15 protein-coding genes are annotated in these 16,369 nt (G+C 58.1%); 5 read left to right on the forward strand and 10 right to left on the reverse strand.

Annotated elements, in window-relative coordinates; genetic code table 11:
• Positions 1–43: 43 nt before the first annotated feature.
• A complete protein-coding gene (ppnN, locus tag ACL2XP_RS03685) occupies positions 44–1,408 on the reverse strand; it encodes a nucleotide 5'-monophosphate nucleosidase PpnN (protein WP_413737216.1) in 1,365 nt (454 codons plus the stop codon).
• 200 nt (positions 1,409–1,608) lie between these two features.
• Positions 1,609–2,457: an NADPH-dependent 7-cyano-7-deazaguanine reductase QueF gene (gene queF / locus ACL2XP_RS03690; RefSeq protein ID WP_413737217.1), complete on the reverse strand. Its 849-nt coding sequence runs from the start codon at positions 2,455–2,457 to the stop codon at positions 1,609–1,611.
• 73 nt (positions 2,458–2,530) lie between these two features.
• Here queF and syd point away from each other — a divergent pair, with 73 nt between their 5' ends.
• From syd to ACL2XP_RS03710, 4 genes are all read left to right on the forward strand, one after another.
• The gene (gene syd / locus ACL2XP_RS03695) at positions 2,531–3,079 is read left to right on the forward strand and encodes a SecY-interacting protein (protein ID WP_413737218.1); all 549 of its coding nucleotides are present in this window, start codon (positions 2,531–2,533) and stop codon (positions 3,077–3,079) included.
• Positions 3,080–3,761: 682 nt separating this feature from the next.
• Complete coding sequence (locus ACL2XP_RS03700; protein ID WP_413737219.1) at positions 3,762–4,106, forward strand: YqcC family protein; 345 nt, start codon at positions 3,762–3,764, stop codon at positions 4,104–4,106.
• A complete protein-coding gene (gene truC, locus ACL2XP_RS03705) occupies positions 4,099–4,890 on the forward strand; it encodes a tRNA pseudouridine(65) synthase TruC (protein WP_413737220.1) in 792 nt (263 codons plus the stop codon). Before ACL2XP_RS03700 ends, truC begins: the two co-directional genes overlap by 8 nt.
• 15 nt (positions 4,891–4,905) lie before the next feature.
• Entirely contained in the window at positions 4,906–5,358 is a 453-nt protein-coding gene (locus ACL2XP_RS03710; protein ID WP_413737221.1) for a flavodoxin, read from the forward strand.
• Between the two features lie 4 nt (positions 5,359–5,362).
• Here ACL2XP_RS03710 and ACL2XP_RS03715 read toward each other — a convergent pair whose 3' ends face one another.
• The 4 genes from ACL2XP_RS03715 to ACL2XP_RS03730 form a co-directional block, all read right to left on the reverse strand.
• Positions 5,363–5,998, reverse strand: a complete 636-nt coding sequence (locus tag ACL2XP_RS03715) for a GntR family transcriptional regulator (RefSeq protein ID WP_413737222.1) — start codon at positions 5,996–5,998, stop codon at positions 5,363–5,365.
• Positions 5,999–6,012: 14 nt separating this feature from the next.
• The gene (locus ACL2XP_RS03720; RefSeq protein WP_413737223.1) at positions 6,013–7,095 is read right to left on the reverse strand and encodes an ABC transporter ATP-binding protein; all 1,083 of its coding nucleotides are present in this window, start codon (positions 7,093–7,095) and stop codon (positions 6,013–6,015) included.
• Positions 7,088–8,830 (reverse strand): ABC transporter permease, encoded by a 1,743-nt coding sequence (locus tag ACL2XP_RS03725; RefSeq protein WP_413737224.1) that lies wholly within the window; start codon positions 8,828–8,830, stop codon positions 7,088–7,090. The genes ACL2XP_RS03720 and ACL2XP_RS03725 overlap by 8 nt, the downstream gene beginning before the upstream one ends.
• A 63-nt stretch (positions 8,831–8,893) precedes the next feature.
• Positions 8,894–9,979, reverse strand: a complete 1,086-nt coding sequence (locus ACL2XP_RS03730) for an ABC transporter substrate-binding protein (RefSeq protein WP_413739076.1) — start codon at positions 9,977–9,979, stop codon at positions 8,894–8,896.
• A gap of 323 nt (positions 9,980–10,302) precedes the next feature.
• Here ACL2XP_RS03730 and ACL2XP_RS03735 point away from each other — a divergent pair, with 323 nt between their 5' ends.
• Complete coding sequence (locus tag ACL2XP_RS03735) at positions 10,303–11,148, forward strand: alpha/beta hydrolase (protein WP_413737225.1); 846 nt, start codon at positions 10,303–10,305, stop codon at positions 11,146–11,148.
• 63 nt (positions 11,149–11,211) lie between these two features.
• Here ACL2XP_RS03735 and ACL2XP_RS03740 read toward each other — a convergent pair whose 3' ends face one another.
• From ACL2XP_RS03740 to map, 4 genes are all read right to left on the reverse strand, one after another.
• Positions 11,212–11,601: a DUF3461 family protein gene (locus ACL2XP_RS03740; protein WP_413737226.1), complete on the reverse strand. Its 390-nt coding sequence runs from the start codon at positions 11,599–11,601 to the stop codon at positions 11,212–11,214.
• A gap of 131 nt (positions 11,602–11,732) precedes the next feature.
• A complete protein-coding gene (gene dapD, locus ACL2XP_RS03745; protein ID WP_413737227.1) occupies positions 11,733–12,557 on the reverse strand; it encodes a 2,3,4,5-tetrahydropyridine-2,6-dicarboxylate N-succinyltransferase in 825 nt (274 codons plus the stop codon).
• A 52-nt stretch (positions 12,558–12,609) separates the two neighbouring features.
• Positions 12,610–15,285, reverse strand: coding sequence for a bifunctional uridylyltransferase/uridylyl-removing protein GlnD (gene glnD / locus ACL2XP_RS03750; RefSeq protein WP_413737228.1), 2,676 nt, complete (start codon positions 15,283–15,285; stop codon positions 12,610–12,612).
• Between the two features lie 96 nt (positions 15,286–15,381).
• Positions 15,382–16,176, reverse strand: coding sequence for a type I methionyl aminopeptidase (map, locus tag ACL2XP_RS03755; RefSeq protein WP_413737229.1), 795 nt, complete (start codon positions 16,174–16,176; stop codon positions 15,382–15,384).
• Positions 16,177–16,369 lie beyond the last annotated feature (193 nt).

Raw genomic sequence — 16,369 nt, forward strand, 5'->3', positions numbered from 1 at the left:
CGCGGGCGGCCAGGGCGCCGGCGGCAGTGGGGCGTGTCCCGCCTTAGATACAAATCTCGTAGCAGGGAATATAAGCGCTGCCGGGCAACTTCATGCGGTGCTGCGCGACAAATCCCTGCAACAGCAGATCCATACGTTTCATAATGGCCGGATCGCCATGAAGCTTATAAGGGCCATATTGCTCGATAAGATGAATGCCGTTCTCTTTGACATTGCCGGAAACGATGCCGGAAAACGCCCGCCGCAGCGCGGAAGCCAGCTGTTCGGCGGGCTGATCGCGATGCAGGTTCAGGTTAGCCATGTTTTCATGAGTCGGGTCGAAGGGATGCTGCAAATCGGGCGCGATGCGCAGCGACCAATTAAAGCTGTAGGCGTCGCCGGTATTGCGGCGGTTCTCTTTGACTTCCGGCATGGCGTATTTCATGCGGCGCGCGACTTCGGCGGCATCGTCGATGATAATGGTGTAATAGCGGCGCGCCTGCTCGCCCAGGGTGCTGACGATGAATTCATCCAGCACCCGGAAATAGTCGGCGCTGATGCCCGGGCCCGTGAGAATCAGGGGCAAGACCTGATTTTTGTTTTCCGGGTTCATCATGATGCCCAGCAAATAGAGCAGCTCTTCGGCGGTGCCCACGCCGCCGGGGAAAATAATGATCCCGTGGCCGATGCGCACAAAGGCTTCCAGCCGCTTTTCGATATCCGGCATGATAATCAGTTCATTCACCAGCGGATTCGGCGGCTCGGCGGCGATAATCGATGGCTCGGTCATGCCGATAAACCGGCCTTCTTTATAACGCTGCTGGGCATGGCCCACCGCCGCGCCTTTCATGGGGGCTTCCATGGCGCCCGGCCCGCAGCCGGTGCAGATATTCAGTTCCCGCAGTCCCAGCTCGCTGCCGACCTTGCGCGCATAAAGATACTCGGTTTCGCTGATGGAGTGCCCGCCCCAGCAAACGATCATGTTCGGCGCTTCGCTCACATGCAGGCCGCGGGCGTTGCGCATAATGGAAAATACCAGGTTGGTGATGTGGACCGAATTTTCCAGATTCAGGTTCTGGTGATGACCGGCGGTGGCGATTTGGCCGTTGACGAACAGAATATCGCGCAGCACCGCGAACAGGTTGGCCTGCAAAGAACGAATGATGCGGCCGTCGACAAACGCCTCTTCCGGGGGGTTTACCAGTTCCAGCTTCACGCCGCGTTCGCGGCGCAGCACATTAATATCGAAATCCTGATAGCGGGCCAGCAGCTCTTTGCTGCTGTCGGTCTGGCTCCCTGAGTTCAATACCGCCAGCGAACAGTTGCGAAATAGCCGGTAAAGGTCGCTGCTGGCGGTGCGCTTAAGCATATCGACTTCAAGTTGCGACAATAAATCCATAGATCCAAGGGGGCTGATATGCGTGATCAAAATAACTCCTTGTTGTGCCATGCGGCACAAAATAATAATCCGGACGCGATATTTTACGGCTTGGTGCTATTTTACCCCGCCGGCGCCCTCAGGCGCCCGGGCACGCCGCGTAAGCCGTTATGGCGTTAACAGTAATAATGTTAGCGCCGTTTTACCAATTGATACCGCCCGCAATGGCGGTTTCTGCGCGCTGGCGCGCATTACTGCCGCGCCAGGCGGCCTTTTGCCGGCGCAAACTGCGTATTGCTGCGCCAGGGATTGATATCCAGCCCGCCGCGGCGGGTGTAACGCGCGTATACCGACAACCGCTGCGGCCGGCAAAAACGCATCACGTCGGTATAGATGCGCTCGACGCACTGCTCGTGAAACTCGTTGTGATGGCGAAACGACACCAGGTAGCGCAGCAGCGCCTCGCGATTGATGCGCGGACCGCTATAGGCGATTTGCACGGAACCCCAATCCGGCTGATGGGTAATCAGGCAATTGGATTTAAGTATATGGCTGACCAGCGTTTCGCTGACGGCGGCCGTGCCGCTGACGGCATTTTCCAGCCAATGGGTGCTGAAAGTATAATCGTCAATGGCGATATCCTGGTCATCGATGCACAGGCCGGCAAAATCCGCGATGGGCTGATTGGCGATCTGGTTAAGCTTGAACAGCTCGACTACTACCGCTCCCCCCGCGCAGTGGGACAAATCGCGCGCCAGTATTTCGCGCACCGTGGCCCAGTCGGCAAAACGGGTTTGGTTAAAGCTGTTAAGATAAAGTTTGAAGCTTTTTGATTCAATCAGGTTGCGGCTGGCGGCATCCAGGCTGATTTCGCCCACCGCCACCTGGGGCAGGCCCTTTTCATTGAGCCACGACAATTCGTAAAGCGTCCAGATATCGGCGCCGTGAAAGGGCGGGGCGTCGGATGAGATGCCCAGCGGATCGCGGTTGAGCGCGCGCGGCACCGCCTGCAACAGCGAGGCATCATAGCTATCGCGATAGGCGGTGGGTTTGCCCAGGGTCAGGTGCCCCAGGCTCTGGCGGTTATCATAGGCGGACATAATGGTTTACCCTGGATTCTCACTGTTACAATGGGCTTAGTGTAACGTAGAGAACCCCAAGATGAGAGAGATTATGGATTACCAAGTGTCACAGGCATTGCAGGATTTTACCCAGCGGTACCTCCGGCATTGGCAGGCGCTCACCGGCCGTCCGCCCGCCAGCGAGGCGCTGTTCGGCGTGCCGTCCCCCTGCGTGGTGGACGAGGACGATCGGCGGGTGTACTGGCGGCCATGCCAACCGGTGGAAGAACTCACTCTCGCGGGCGTGGAGCGGGCGCTGGATTTGCAACTGCGGCCGGCCGCCTGGGCGTTTTATTGTTGCCAGCTGGCCGGCGATATGTATGCCCGTTTCGACGGGCAGCCGCTGGAATTGTTGCAAATCTGGAGCGAACCGGACGGTGTGCGGATTCAGGAGAATTTGATCGGCCATCTGCTGATGCAAAAGCGGCTTAAGCTCGCACCCACCGTCTTTATCGCCACCACCGACTCGGAGTTAACCCTGGTTTCTTTGTCCAATCTTACCGGCGAAGTCCTGCTCGAAGAGATTGGCCGTAAGAAACCTACGGTGCTGGCGGCTAGCCTCCAGGATTTCATCTCCAGGCTCGATCCCAGCGTAACGTGAGAAACGTAAGCACATTCGTTTGAAAATTTGTAAGAGATCTCTTACATTGCTTGTAAGACATCGCTAGTAATTAATGTTTATTTTTGGCTAATAATCGCAATTAAACTAAATTAATCAATAAATTAATTAGCAGCATTAACAGTGCAAACGGGAACAATTTCTTACACGGTGCGGAACTCTCTTGTATAAGTCCTTAGTTTAAGCGATCTTACCATTCAGTTTACGGCGCCCCGGCGTCATGCCGGAGCCACAAAGCGCCATGACGACAGACATGGACAGGTTCAGGACGAGCTGTAACAAGGACGGCTTCATGATGAGGTCCGGACGATTCAGGATGATGAGCGGGACACCTCCAGGATGGAGAATGTGAGCGGGTCAGGGATTCACCAGCGAGGCGGGATCGCCTGAAGGAAATACGTTGGATAACGTAGGCGGCTTTCAAGGATGGGAATTGCCGACAAGGAGCGTTGCTCAGTTATCATGAACAGACTATCGTGAATATAACGCTCATCAAGGATGATTGCAGGGAGCACAACAATAGCGGGATTGCTATAAACGAACCGGGGGTACTGTTTCGACAGTACCCCCTTTTCTTTGTCCGTCATTAGCGCCAAGCGGGGTTCAGTGCTATGCTTTGCCGTTTTGTGAACACGGCGCAGCAGGCCGCAGCTTGGAGCATACGATGGATTTCAACCAACAGATTCGTCAACGGCTGTTTGATATTGAACAGGCGATGCGGATTTTATCGATATGGCAGCCGCAGCCGCCGGCACGCGATGCCTTTGACAGCCCCGAACCCTTTTGTATCGATACCATGCGGCCGGAGCAATGGCTACAGTGGGTCCTGCTGCCGCGAATGCACGCCTTGCTGGACAAGCGCGCGCCGCTGCCGCGGCGTTTCGCCATTACGCCCTACTTTGAAGAGGCCATGCCTCAAGCCACGCAATTGCTCAGGCTGCTGCAGCAGCTTGACGACACGCTTAACATCGATCCCGACTCGCAGGCGCAAATAATCCAGCATGATTGAAATATGTTACCAGGACGAATATTTAGTGGCGGTGAATAAGCCGGCCGGCTGGTTGGTTCACCGCAGCTGGCTGGATCGCCGTGAAAAAATAGTGGTGATGCAAACGGTGCGCGACATGCTGGGACAGCACGTCTTCACCGTCCACCGGCTGGACCGGCCCACGTCCGGCCTGCTGCTGCTGGCGCTCTCAAGCGAAGTTGCGCATACCCTGTCCGGGCAGTTCGAGCAGCATCAGGTCAATAAAACCTATCATGCGGTGGCGCGGGGTTATATGGAAGGCGACGGCACCATTGATTATGCCCTGACGCAGGAACTGGACAAAATTGCCGATAAATTCGCCCAGCCCGATAAAGCGCCCCAGCCGGCAATCAGCCGCTATCGCGCGCTGGCGCAAGTGGAAATGCCGGTGGCCATCGGCCGCTACCCGACGTCGCGCTACAGTTTGATGGAACTCTCGCCGCAGACCGGGCGCAAACATCAATTGCGCCGCCATATGTCCCATTTGCACCATCCGCTGATTGGCGATTCGACCCACGGCGATCTGCGCCAGAATCGCGGGTTCGCCCGCGCGTTCGCCTGTCCCCGCCTGATGCTGCACGCCAGCCGCCTGGAGTTGACCCATCCGGTGACCGGAAAGCCGCTGCAAATCAACGCAAGCTGGGATCAGACCTGGCAAAACCTGATGGCGCAATTCGGCTGGACCGGCATTCTCCCTGAATATGAAAGGGTTGAGTTTCCCGGAACATCAGGTCAGGATATGGCATCGTCCACGCTTAATGAATGAAAGGGAGTCAAACCAATGGCCCAAGTGGGTATTTTTGTCGGGACCGTTTACGGTAACGCCTTACTGATCGCCGAGGAAGCGGAAATCCTATTGGTCGAAGCGGGTCACGAGGTGAAGCTGTTTGACGAGGGCACGCTGGAGTCCTGGCAGTATTATCGCCATCATTATGCGCTGATTATCACCTCCACCACCGGCCAGGGCAATCTGCCCGACTCCATCGCCCCGCTTTATCAGGAAGTGAAAGATAAAGTAGGGTATCAACCCGAGCTGCACTATGGGCTGATCGCCCTGGGCGACAGCAGCTACGACCATTTTTGCGGGGCGGGGCATACGTTCGATGACCTGCTGCAAGAACAGGGCGCCGTGCGGGTCGGGGAATTGTTGGAAGTCGATGCGTTGCAGCATCCCGAGCCGGAATTGGTCACCGGGCCGTGGGTGAAAAAATGGGCCGAGCTGATCAAAGCCTAAGCCATCAAGGATGGGCATCGCCTTGCGCCGCCGGCGCCAGCAGCGCCGTGCGGTACAGGTGGCGCCGCATCACGTCCAGCAGGCCAGGCAGATTTTTTCGTTCGATACAGTCGAGCATTTCAACATGCTCCGCGGCGCTGGTGCGGCGATGTTCGTCCGAGGCGTAGGGATGGCGGCTGTACGGGCGCACCAACTCCCGCATCTCATCGATCATGTTCGCCAGCACCGGATTGCCGCACAGGGCGAAGAAAGCCCGATGGAAATCATCATTGGCGCTTTGCGCCTCGGCCAGGGATGGGGTGTCGATGGCGCGGTTGAATTGTTCGGCCAGGTCATGCAGCCGCCTGAGATCGCTGATGGTGGCGCGGTAATAGACCTTGGGCGCCGCGCCCAGTTCGAGCACCAGCCGCGCTTCGCGGTGATTGGCGTCTTTTTCCGGGTCGGCCGGCGACAGGCGGTAGCCGTAATTCTCCACATGTTCCAGCGCCCCGATTGCCGCCAGCGCGGCCAGCGCCTTGCGAACTTCAAACCGGCTGACCTCATAGCGCGCTTCCAGCTCATGCAATCGCAGCCATTGCCCATGCCTGAACTCCCCCATCAGCAGGTCGGCACGCATTTTTTTTGTTAGCGCGTTTTCCATTACTTCATTCCTTGTCAATTCGGCACCATCGCATTTGCCGGAAACAGCGTCGCGGCCAAAGGCGAAAAATAGAGATTCACGCGTCCTTCGGACAGCGGGAATTTACCAAAGGCCTGGAGATTTTTACCACCGAATTCGCACTCATAGCTGAAACGTTCTCCTACATAAATGCTGCGCTTAAGCCCGACGCTCAGGCTATTGCCGCTGGGCTCGTTTTCCGGGGTTAACTTCTCGGGCCGTACGGCCAGGATAATCCGATCCCCCGGTTTAAAGCCACCGGGATCGCGAATCCGCGCCGTTTGTTGTTCCGGCAGGGAAAGGTGCAGTTCTTGGCCGGCTTCGCCGCTGACGGTGCCGGGAATAAAATTCGCCGAGCCGACGAATTCCGCTACAAACGGCGTGGCCGGTCGTTCGTAGATATCCTGCGGCGTGCCGACCTGTTCGATGTGGCCATTTTTCATGACCACGATGCGATCGCTTAAGGACAGCGCCTCGGTCTGATCGTGGGTAACATACAAGGTGGTGATACCCAGGCGCAGCTGAATTTCCTTGAGCCAGACGCGCGCCTGTTCGCGCAGCAGCGCATCCAGGTTGGAGAGCGGCTCATCGAGCAGTAGCATGGAGGGCTGGTAAACCAGCGCCCTGGCCAACCCGACGCGCTGCTGCTGCCCGCCGGATAGCTGGCCGGGATAGCGCGTCCCCAGGCCGGTCAGCCCCACCAGTTCCAGCGTCTGGGCGATCCGGGTTTTTTGTTCGGCCGCCGGTATATTGCGCACGCGCAGCGGAAACGCCAGGTTGTTCTCCACGGTCATATGCGGCCATAAAGCATAGGACTGGAATACCACGCCGAACCCGCGCGCTTCCGGCTCGACGAAAACTTTTTTCTCCGCGGAGGCCAGGAGGCGGCCCTGAAACGAAATCTCCCCGGACGACGGCGCTTCCAAACCGGCAATCATCGCCAGCGTCGTGGATTTGCCGCAGCCGCTCGATCCGAGCAGGGTTATAAATTCCCCTTTGTTGATGGCCAGATCAAACGTCTTGATAACCGGGACGTTGCCGTAATATTTGGCGATGGACGACAATTGAAGTTCAACCATAAATACGTACTCCCATGAGCCGGCGTGCGGCCAGTACGATTGCCAGGGTGAAAATGATCTGCACCGTCGCCAGCGCGCAGGCGAGGCCGGTATCGCCGTCGCCGGCCAGCAGCAGGATGGATGAGCCTATGACTTCGGTACTGGGCGAGAACAGAAACATGGCGATAGTGTAGGACTTGAGGCTGGCGACAAACATCAGGATAAACGCGCCGGCCATGGCGGGCTTTAGCAAGGGCACGACGATACGGCGGCAGGTATATAACCAGTCGGCGCCGCTGACCCGGCCGGCTTTGTCCAGCTCGCGGCTAATTTGCAGGGCGGCCGGGGCGATCACCCCCACGCCCAGCGGGATCATGCTCATCAAATAGGCCACCACCAATATCCAGATGGTACTGCGTATCCAGCCGAAGGGTGGAAACAGGACCGCGGCGTAAAATACCCCCAGGCCGACGATCAAGCCCGGCAGCGCCCGGGGTAGTACCGCCAGTCCGTCGGTAAGCCAGGCGAAGCGAAAGCCCGACCGCTGGCTGACCAGCACCAGCGCCAGACAGAAAAAGGCGCCAATGCCGGCGCACAGCAGGCCCACTTCAATCGTATTGACGATGGCGTTGAAAAAACGCGGCTCGTCGAATATGCGCCGCACGTTGGCGGTAGTCAGTACCTTGGCTATGGGCACCAGCGGCGTCAGGATTGCGGTCAACGCCCGCAGGACGATCCCGGCCACCGGCACAATCATCGTCACCAGCATATACACCAATATTAGCGACGCCAGGGGCCAGCGCCAGCGCCCGAGCGCCAGACGCTTGACGCGCCCGGCCTTGCCCTGGACCGTCATAAATTTAAACGCATTGCGCAGCAGCCGCCATTGCAAATAAAGCGATACCGCCACCAGCACCATCAGCAGGAAAGCGGCATTGGCCACCAGCCCGTGATTGGGCTGCGGGTTGTCGATGCCTTTGTCATACAGGAAGGTGGATAGCGTGGCGATGCCGGACGTCTTGCCCAGCAGTCTGGGAATGGCGAGCATCTCCAGGCCGGCGACAAAGTTGATTACCGCGGAATACACCAGGGCCGGCACCATCATCGGCAGCGTAATATAAAACAGCACCCGCAGTCTTCCCGCCCCGGTGGTGCGCGCCGCATCTTCCAGGGTCGAACCGGCGTTTCCGGCCGCGCCGTACAGGCAGTAGATATATACCAGCGGGGCCTGGGCGATGCCGGCGATTAATGACATACCCGTCAGGGAGTACAGCTCCCATTGGGGCAGACCCATCATCTGCGCCCAGGTGGTGATGAAACCGCCAGGCGCGTACATGGTCAGCCAGCCGATGCCGAGAATCAGATGGGACAGATACAGCGGCAGCATAAATAAATCGCCCAATATGCCGCGCAGCGGTAAATCGGTGCGGCCGATAAGGATTGCCGCCGCGCTGCCGATGGCCATGGCGATCGCGGTGGACACCGCCGCGAAAATCAAGGTATTCCAGGCCGCGGCCCAGATTTCCCCGGAGTGCAGAAACGCGGCGACATTGGCAAAAGTGAAGTGCCATTGGCTGTCATACAGGGGCGCCGAGGCAAACGCCTGGACCAGAATCGGCAATAGCGGCGTCAGCACCAGAATGGCCAGCGCCAGGGTAATCAGCCACTGTACCCCGCTGGCGCGCAGCCAGGCCCGGGATGCGTTTGGGGGAGTCGCTGCGTGGCCGGCGGGCCGCGCCGTGGACGGAATGGTCATTAGAGCCTCCGGGACGCCCGGGCATGCGGCCCGGGGAGTGATCATAGGGCGCTGCGGGGCGGGCTATTTTTGCCCTATGGCCTTGGCCCAGCGCTGGGCGAAGGCATCGAAGCCGGTCAGCATTTCGCGGTCATAGTTGATCATGATTATATTTGTCTCGCCAATCTTTTGCGCAAGTTGTTCCAGCGAGCCAAACCGCAGTTTATCGGCGGGCAAACCGCTGCGGTACGGCATGAATCCTGCCTGGGATACCGCCACCTGCCCATCGGCCGACAGCAGATATTCCAGCATCAGTTTCGCCGAGTTGAGGTTTTTCGCCTTGGCGGTAATCGCCATGCCGCGCATAAAGACCGGCGTGCCGTCAGTGATGTATTTCCAGGTAATCACCTGATCGAGCCCGGCATCCATTTTGGGCATGACTACCGGGCCGGACAGGAAATAGACCGCCGTGTTTTCGCCCCGGGTCAGTTTTTCGATCATCGCACCGCTGCCGTCGCCGGCTTTTACGCTGGGGCCAATGGCATCCAGCCACTGCCAGGCTTTGTCGCCATGGTGGCGAACAAAAGCCCAGTTTATCGATCCGCCAAAGCCGTCGGCCCCGTAACTGCCGATTTTGCCTTTAAATAACTCGGGGTGGTCGACGACCACTTTGGTAAATCCCGCAAAGGTATCGGGTTGTTGGTCGGCGCCCAGCAGCAGTTTGTTGTAGCCCAGCACCATCGGGTCGGTGGAAAAGGTGTAAACGCCGGGAAAGGGTTTGCTCCAATCCGGCAGCGCGGCATCTTCGCTGGTGGCGTAATCGGCGGCCAGCTTTTTATCAGCGAAACGTATCCAGTCGCTGATCGAGCCGGTGACGATAAAATCGGCGGAATTCACGCCGGTTCCGGTCTCGGCCTCATAGCGGCTGATAGGCTCGCTGGCGCCGAGATTAAGGGTCTCGACCTTAATCCAGGGGTAGAGCTGGTTAAAGCCTTTAATAATGGGGTTCCAGTTATCCGTACCCATATTGGAGTAAATCAATAACCGTTGTTCGGACTTGGACGCGGCGACGATATCGGCGGCGGGCGCGGCCCGGGCGGCGGTGCCAGGCAAGCTTAATACCGCGGCGACGGCCAGGCTGGCAAGCTTGGGTAACCATTGGGTGATCATCACGAACTCTCCTATTTTTTCGCCTAAGCTTGCGCTCCGGGTACGGTTGTCGCCCCTTTTGTTAATAATATGTGCAAATTTTCCGGACCGTCAAGGCCTGTAAAATGGCCATTCAGGCTATTTAAGTGATATAAGTCAAAAATTAGCATTTTATCCGGCTTAGATGTTATTGACAGGTAAATTTTTTGCGCAAATATTGCCGGGAATATTGTTTTTCGGCCAGGAGGGCCGTAAATTAATTGATGATGGTCATAAAACAGCCATACATTCGCCCGGTCGCGGGCTGGTAATTATCGCCACTTCCTGATGAGAATGGGTCCGCCATGAAGACAAGCTTGCCGCAGAATACCGATCGATTGTTGTCGTTGTCGTCCTATGATAGAGGGTTCGCCGTTCATTCGGCGAGCATGGCCGATCCCCGGTTCAGCTATTCGCTCTATGTCCCCGACCGCGCGTTGGAGGCTGATTCCAAGCCGACGCTTATCGTTTCGGTCCACGGCACCGGTCGTGATTTTGTCCCCACGTTGCATGCCCTGGCGCCGTTCGCGCGCCGGCACAACTGCGTGGTGCTGTGCCCGCTGTTTCCCGCCGGCGTGCGCGGGGATCGCAACCTGCATGGTTATAAATATCTGCTGGAGGGGGATATTCGTTATGACCGGGTGCTACTGGATATGATCGACGAAGTGGCGGGGCGCTATGGGGCGGATTTCAACCGGTTCGCCCTGTGCGGCTTTTCCGGCGGCGGGCATTTTGTGCACCGTTTTTTACTGCTGCATCCGCAACTGTTGCTGGCGTGTTCCATCGGCGCCCCCGGTTCAGTCACGTTAATCGATGATCGCCGGCAATGGTGGGTCGGTACCGGGGATATCGAGTCGATGTTTGCCGTCAAACTCGATCTGGACGCTCTGCGCCGGGTGCCGGTGCATATGGCCGTCGGATCGGAGGATACCGAGACTGCGGAAATTACGCATCAGCCCGGCGGCCGGTATTGGATGGCTGGCGCCAATGATGCCGGCAAAACCCGCCCCGAACGGCTGGCCGCGTTGAAAAAGTCGTTCCAGGCGCAGGGCATCGACTGTAGCCTGACGGTAATGGCGGGCGCGGGGCATGACGGCGCTCGTTATGACGCCGAAGCGGAGGCGTTTTTTAGCCGGGTGCTATTTAGCTAACGCCCCTTGGCAAACGCCCCGGCTCGTACCGGGGCGTAAGTCATCGGGCCGGGCGCGGTCAGGTTATTTGTTGCGGGTCAGTTTTTCCAGATCGGCTTCGATCTCGGCGATTTTATTGGACACCACGCTATCCAGATGACGCAGATCTTCGAGGATCTTGTGTTTTAGATCCACTTCGGTCTGATCGCGCAGGCAAAGTTGATCCAATTCATCGATGACATAACGCAGGTTCGGACTGATTTCGTTGATTTCGCGATAACCCTCGGCGGCGTTGTCGGAGACGACGGTTTTACGCTGGCGCGGGTACTTGAATTTGACGCTTTTGGCAAAAAACTCGCCTTTATCCCGGCGAAAATAGATTTTCAGAATGTCGTTATTGGCTTCCTGACGCAGGCTGTAACGGTCGATATCGTCCGGATGATTAACGCCAAGGCTTTTAAGATTATCGTACATAGCGCTACCTCTGGTATGTAATGCCGGGTTTCCGGGGAAGATTATGACGCCCTGGGGCGCCATAAAATGTGATTAACGGCTTAAATTGCAGCCAAATATCCGGGCGAGGGAAGCTTTCGCCACTAAAGATATTAGTCTATCGTGCGTAATAACTCATTAATTCCAACCTTGCCGCGGGTTTTGGCGTCAACTTTTTTGACGATCACCGCGCAGTAGAGGCTATAACGGCCATCCTTGGACGGCAAATTCCCCGAGACCACCACCGACCCGGCCGGAACGCGGCCATAATGCACTTCACCGGTTTCGCGGTCATAGATTTTGGTGCTCTGGCCGATAAATACGCCCATTGAAATCACCGAACCTTCCTCGACAATCACCCCTTCAACCACTTCCGAGCGCGCGCCGATAAAGCAGTTATCCTCGATGATGGTCGGATTGGCCTGCAAGGGCTCCAGTACGCCGCCAATGCCGACGCCGCCGGACAGATGGACGTTTTTGCCGATCTGCGCGCAGGAGCCGACGGTGGCCCAGGTATCGACCATGGTGCCTTCATCCACATAAGCGCCGATATTGACATACGAGGGCATCAGCACCGTATTGCGGGCGATAAATGCGCCCTGGCGCACGGTGGCGGGGGGCACCACGCGAAAACCTTCACGCTCGAAACGCGCCTGGTCGTAACCGGCGAATTTCAGCGGCACCTTGTCGAAATAGCGGGTTTCCGCGCCGTCCATCACCTGGTTGTCGCTAATGCGGAATGACAGCAATACCGCTTTTTTCAGCCATTGATGGGTAACCCATTCACCATCGATTTTTTGCGCCACGCGCAGCGCGCCGCTGTCCAATTGGCTGATAACCTGGCGAACCGCGTCAACGGTGACGCTATCCGCCGTTGCCGGCGTGATGTCCGCGCGGCGCTCGAAAGCGTTTTCAATGATCTGTTGTAATTGCTGCATCCTGTCCTGGTCCTGTGTCTTGGCGAAAGAAATGAGTGAAAAGCTACTTGTATCACATTTTATCGTTCGGGTTGAGCGCCGCGGTTAATCGCTGCGACAATTCCTGCTGCATCCGGATACTCAGCGCGCGCCGATCGCTGCCGGCGAGGATAAATAAATCCTCTACGCGCTCGCCGATGGTGGAAATGCGGGCGCCGTGCAGCGATACGCCTAAATCGACGAAAACCTCGCTCACCCTGGCCAGCAGGCCGGGTTGATCCAGCGCGGTCAGTTCCAGGTAGCTGCGCCGATCGGAGGGCGCGTGCAGGAAGGTGATTTGGGTCTGCACGTTGAAATGCCGCAGTTTGGATGACGGCCGGCGTACGCGCGGGTGCTGGTATTTGCCCGGCTGCAGGGTTTGCAGCAATGCCTGGCCGATGGCCTGGTGCCGATCCGGCGCCAGGGGACTGCCGTCCGGCTCCAGCACCACGAAGGTATCCATGGCCATGCCGTCGCGGTTGGTGAAGATTTGCGCGTCATGCACGCTCAGGTTGCGCCGGTCCAGTTCCCCGGTCACGGCGGCGAACAGATAAGGGCGGTCGTGGTTCCAGATAAAGATTTCCGTGCCGCCGCGCGTGGCCTGGGGACTGATTAATACCAGCGGCTCGTCGGCGTTGTGCCGCAGCAGATGGCGCGCGTGCCAGGCCAGCTGATTGGGGGAATGGCGCAGGAAATAATCGGCCCGGCAGCGGCTCCAGAGATCGTGCAGCGCTTCTTCGTTGATATTCTCCATGCGCAGCAGCGCCAGGGCCTGCGTGCGGTGATGGCGGATGCGCGCGCGCATGTCCGGCGTATTTTGCATACCGCGCCGCAGCAGTTTTTCGGTGGCGAAGAACAGCTCGCGCAGCAGGCTCTGTTTCCAGCTGTTCCACAGGGTTTCATTGGTGGCGCAGATATCGGCTACCGTCAGGCACAGCAGATAATGCAGCCGGCTTTCGGTCTGCACCTCGGCGGCGAATTCCCGCAGCACGTCCGGGTCCTGGATGTCGCGCCGCTGGGCGGTGACCGACATGACCAGATGGCAGCGCACCAGCCAGGCCACCAGCTGCGCTTCGCGCGGGTGCAGCCCGTGCAGTTCCGCGAACTCCAGGGCGTCTTTCCCCCCCAGCAGCGAGTGATCGCCGCCGCGGCCCTTGGCGATATCATGAAATAGCGCCGCCAGCAGCAGCAGGTGCTGATGCGCCAGCCGCGGAAACAGCTCAACGCACAGCGGATGCTGCGGGCGCACCTTTTCATCGGCGAAGCTTTCTATCTTCAGCAATACCCGGATGGTATGCTCATCGACCGTATAAGCATGGAATAAATCGAACTGCATTTGCCCGACGATGTTGCTCCACTGCGGCATATAGGCCCACAGCACGCTATGGCGATGCATGGGCAGCAACGCGTGCTGCACCGCCCCCGGGTGGCGCAGGATGGCCATGAACAACTGCCGGGCCTTGGGGTTGTTGCACAAGGGTTCGGCCAGGTGGCGGCGGGCGTAGCGCAGCTGGCGCAGCGTGGCGGAGTAGATGCCGGTGATGCGCTGGTGGCGCACCATCACGTAGAACATGCGCAAGATGGCTTCCGGTTCGCGCGCGAATAGCGTTTCGTCGCGCAGGTCGATCAGGTTGCCGCGCAGCTGGAAGTCGTCGTCCAGCGTCTGCGGCTTATCGTCCGGCCCCAGGGCCAGGATGGCCTCGTCGAACAGTTGCAGCAGCATCTGGTTTAATTCGCCAATCCGGCGGGTTACGCGGAAAAAATCTTTCATCATCCGCTCGACCGGCAAATTGCCTTCGCCGCGATAGCGCAACAGCTGGGCGACGTTTTGCTGGCGATCGAACAGCAGGCGGTTATCATAACGGTTGAGCACCAGGTGCAGCGCGAAACGGATGCGCCAGAGAAAACTCTGGCACTCCTTCAGCTCATCCCGCTCGGCCTGGGTAAGAAAGCCGAAACCCACCATCTCGTCCATCGACGTGGCGCCGAAATGGCGATGGGCGACCCATAGCAAGGTGTGGATATCGCGCAGCCCGCCGGGACTGCTTTTAATGTCCGGCTCCAGATTATAGCTGGTGCCGTGGTAGCGCAGATGGCGCTCCTCCTGCTCCGCCAGCTTGGCGGGGAAGAATTGGCTGGAAGGCCAGAACTCCTCGCTGAAAATGCTTTTTTGCAATTTTAGGAATAACGCCACGTCCCCGCAAATCAGGCGCGATTCAATTAAATTGGTGGCGACGGTAAGATCCGCCAGCCCCTCCTGGATGCACTGCTCCAGGCTGCGCACGCTGTGGCCCACTTCCAGCTTCAAATCCCACAGCAGGGTCAGCAGTTCGCTGATGCGCTGCGCCTGCTGCGCGCTCAGCGGCGACTGGCTCAATACCAGCACATCGATATCCGACAGCGGATGCAATTCCCCCCGGCCATAACCGCCCACCGCCACCAGGGCCGTTTCCGGCACCGCGCCAAACCCGTACAAACGCCACAGTTGCCGCAGCAGCTGATCGATATACAGCGTGCGCGCGTCAATCAGCGTTTCCGCCGACATGCCGGCGTCAAAGGCCTCGCCCAGCCAGCGGTAAAAACTTTCCAGGTGGGTTTTAAGATCCGTACGGTTCAAGGCCTCATCCGGCCAGGTCAAGGGCGAAGAGGGTTTGGCCGGGAACACGGCGGCAACGGGCTGTTCGGCGTACAGAAGGATTTTATCCGGCATATAGGACCCATGGTAAAGCGGGTAGACCGGGGTCGGGGGGCGCAGGCCCCCGGGCTACCCGCGGAAAGAATGAGACACGCCGCGCGCGGCGGGAATTCAGGCCGCGTGTGTTATCACCGGCGGCAGGGTATCGTCGCCGCGCAGGGTCATTATTTCACAGCCGTCATCGGTGACAACAATAGTATGTTCATATTGCGCCGACAAGCTGCGATCCTTGGTCTTGACCGTCCAGCCGTCTTTCATGGTGCGGATGCGGTAATCCCCGGCGTTCACCATGGGTTCGATGGTAAACGCCATGCCCGGTTGCAGCACCACGCCGCCGTCGTCGGCATCATAGTGCAGCACCTGCGGTTCCTCGTGGAACCCCACGCCGATACCGTGGCCGCAATATTCGCGCACGACGGAGAAATTCTCGGCCTCGACGAACTGCTGTATGGCTTTGCCCAGCGTACGCAGGCGAATCCCCGGCTTGACCATCTTGATGGCCAGATACAGGCTCTCCTCGGTGATCCGGCACAGGCGCTCGCCCAGGATGGTGGGCTTGCCGACGATGAACATTTTGGACGTATCGCCGTGAAAACCGTCTTTGATCACCGTAACGTCGATATTAATGATATCGCCGTCCTTGAGAATTTTTTCGTCGGAGGGAATGCCGTGGCACACCACTTCGTTGACCGAAATGCAGACGGATTTCGGAAAGCCGTGGTAACCCAGGCTTGCGGAAATGGCGTGCTGATGGACGGTAATATGCTCATGGCACAGGCGATCGAGCTCGCCGGTACTGACTCCCGGGACCACATGGGGTTCGATAATTTCAAGCACTTCGGCGGCCAGGCGGCCGGCAACGCGCATTTTGGCGATATCGTCAGAATTTTTAATTGGAATGGCCATGAAGAGATCCACAGTCGGCATGAAAGTCGACAATATTATGATTAAACTTAAGTAAGATATAATGTTATCAGTCCAGCCGTTAGACTGCCAAACTATCATTTGTCGCCACGGTCGGCATTGAACAAATAGTGGAGTCCGGGCGCGGATTATGGTATAAAGCGCGCCGACGATCGGCGTAGAGTATTTTGGTCCT

Origin of the sequence: Sodalis sp. RH21, from assembly GCF_047324175.1 — a bacterium.
Classification (GTDB): Bacteria; Pseudomonadota; Gammaproteobacteria; order Enterobacterales; family Enterobacteriaceae; genus Acerihabitans.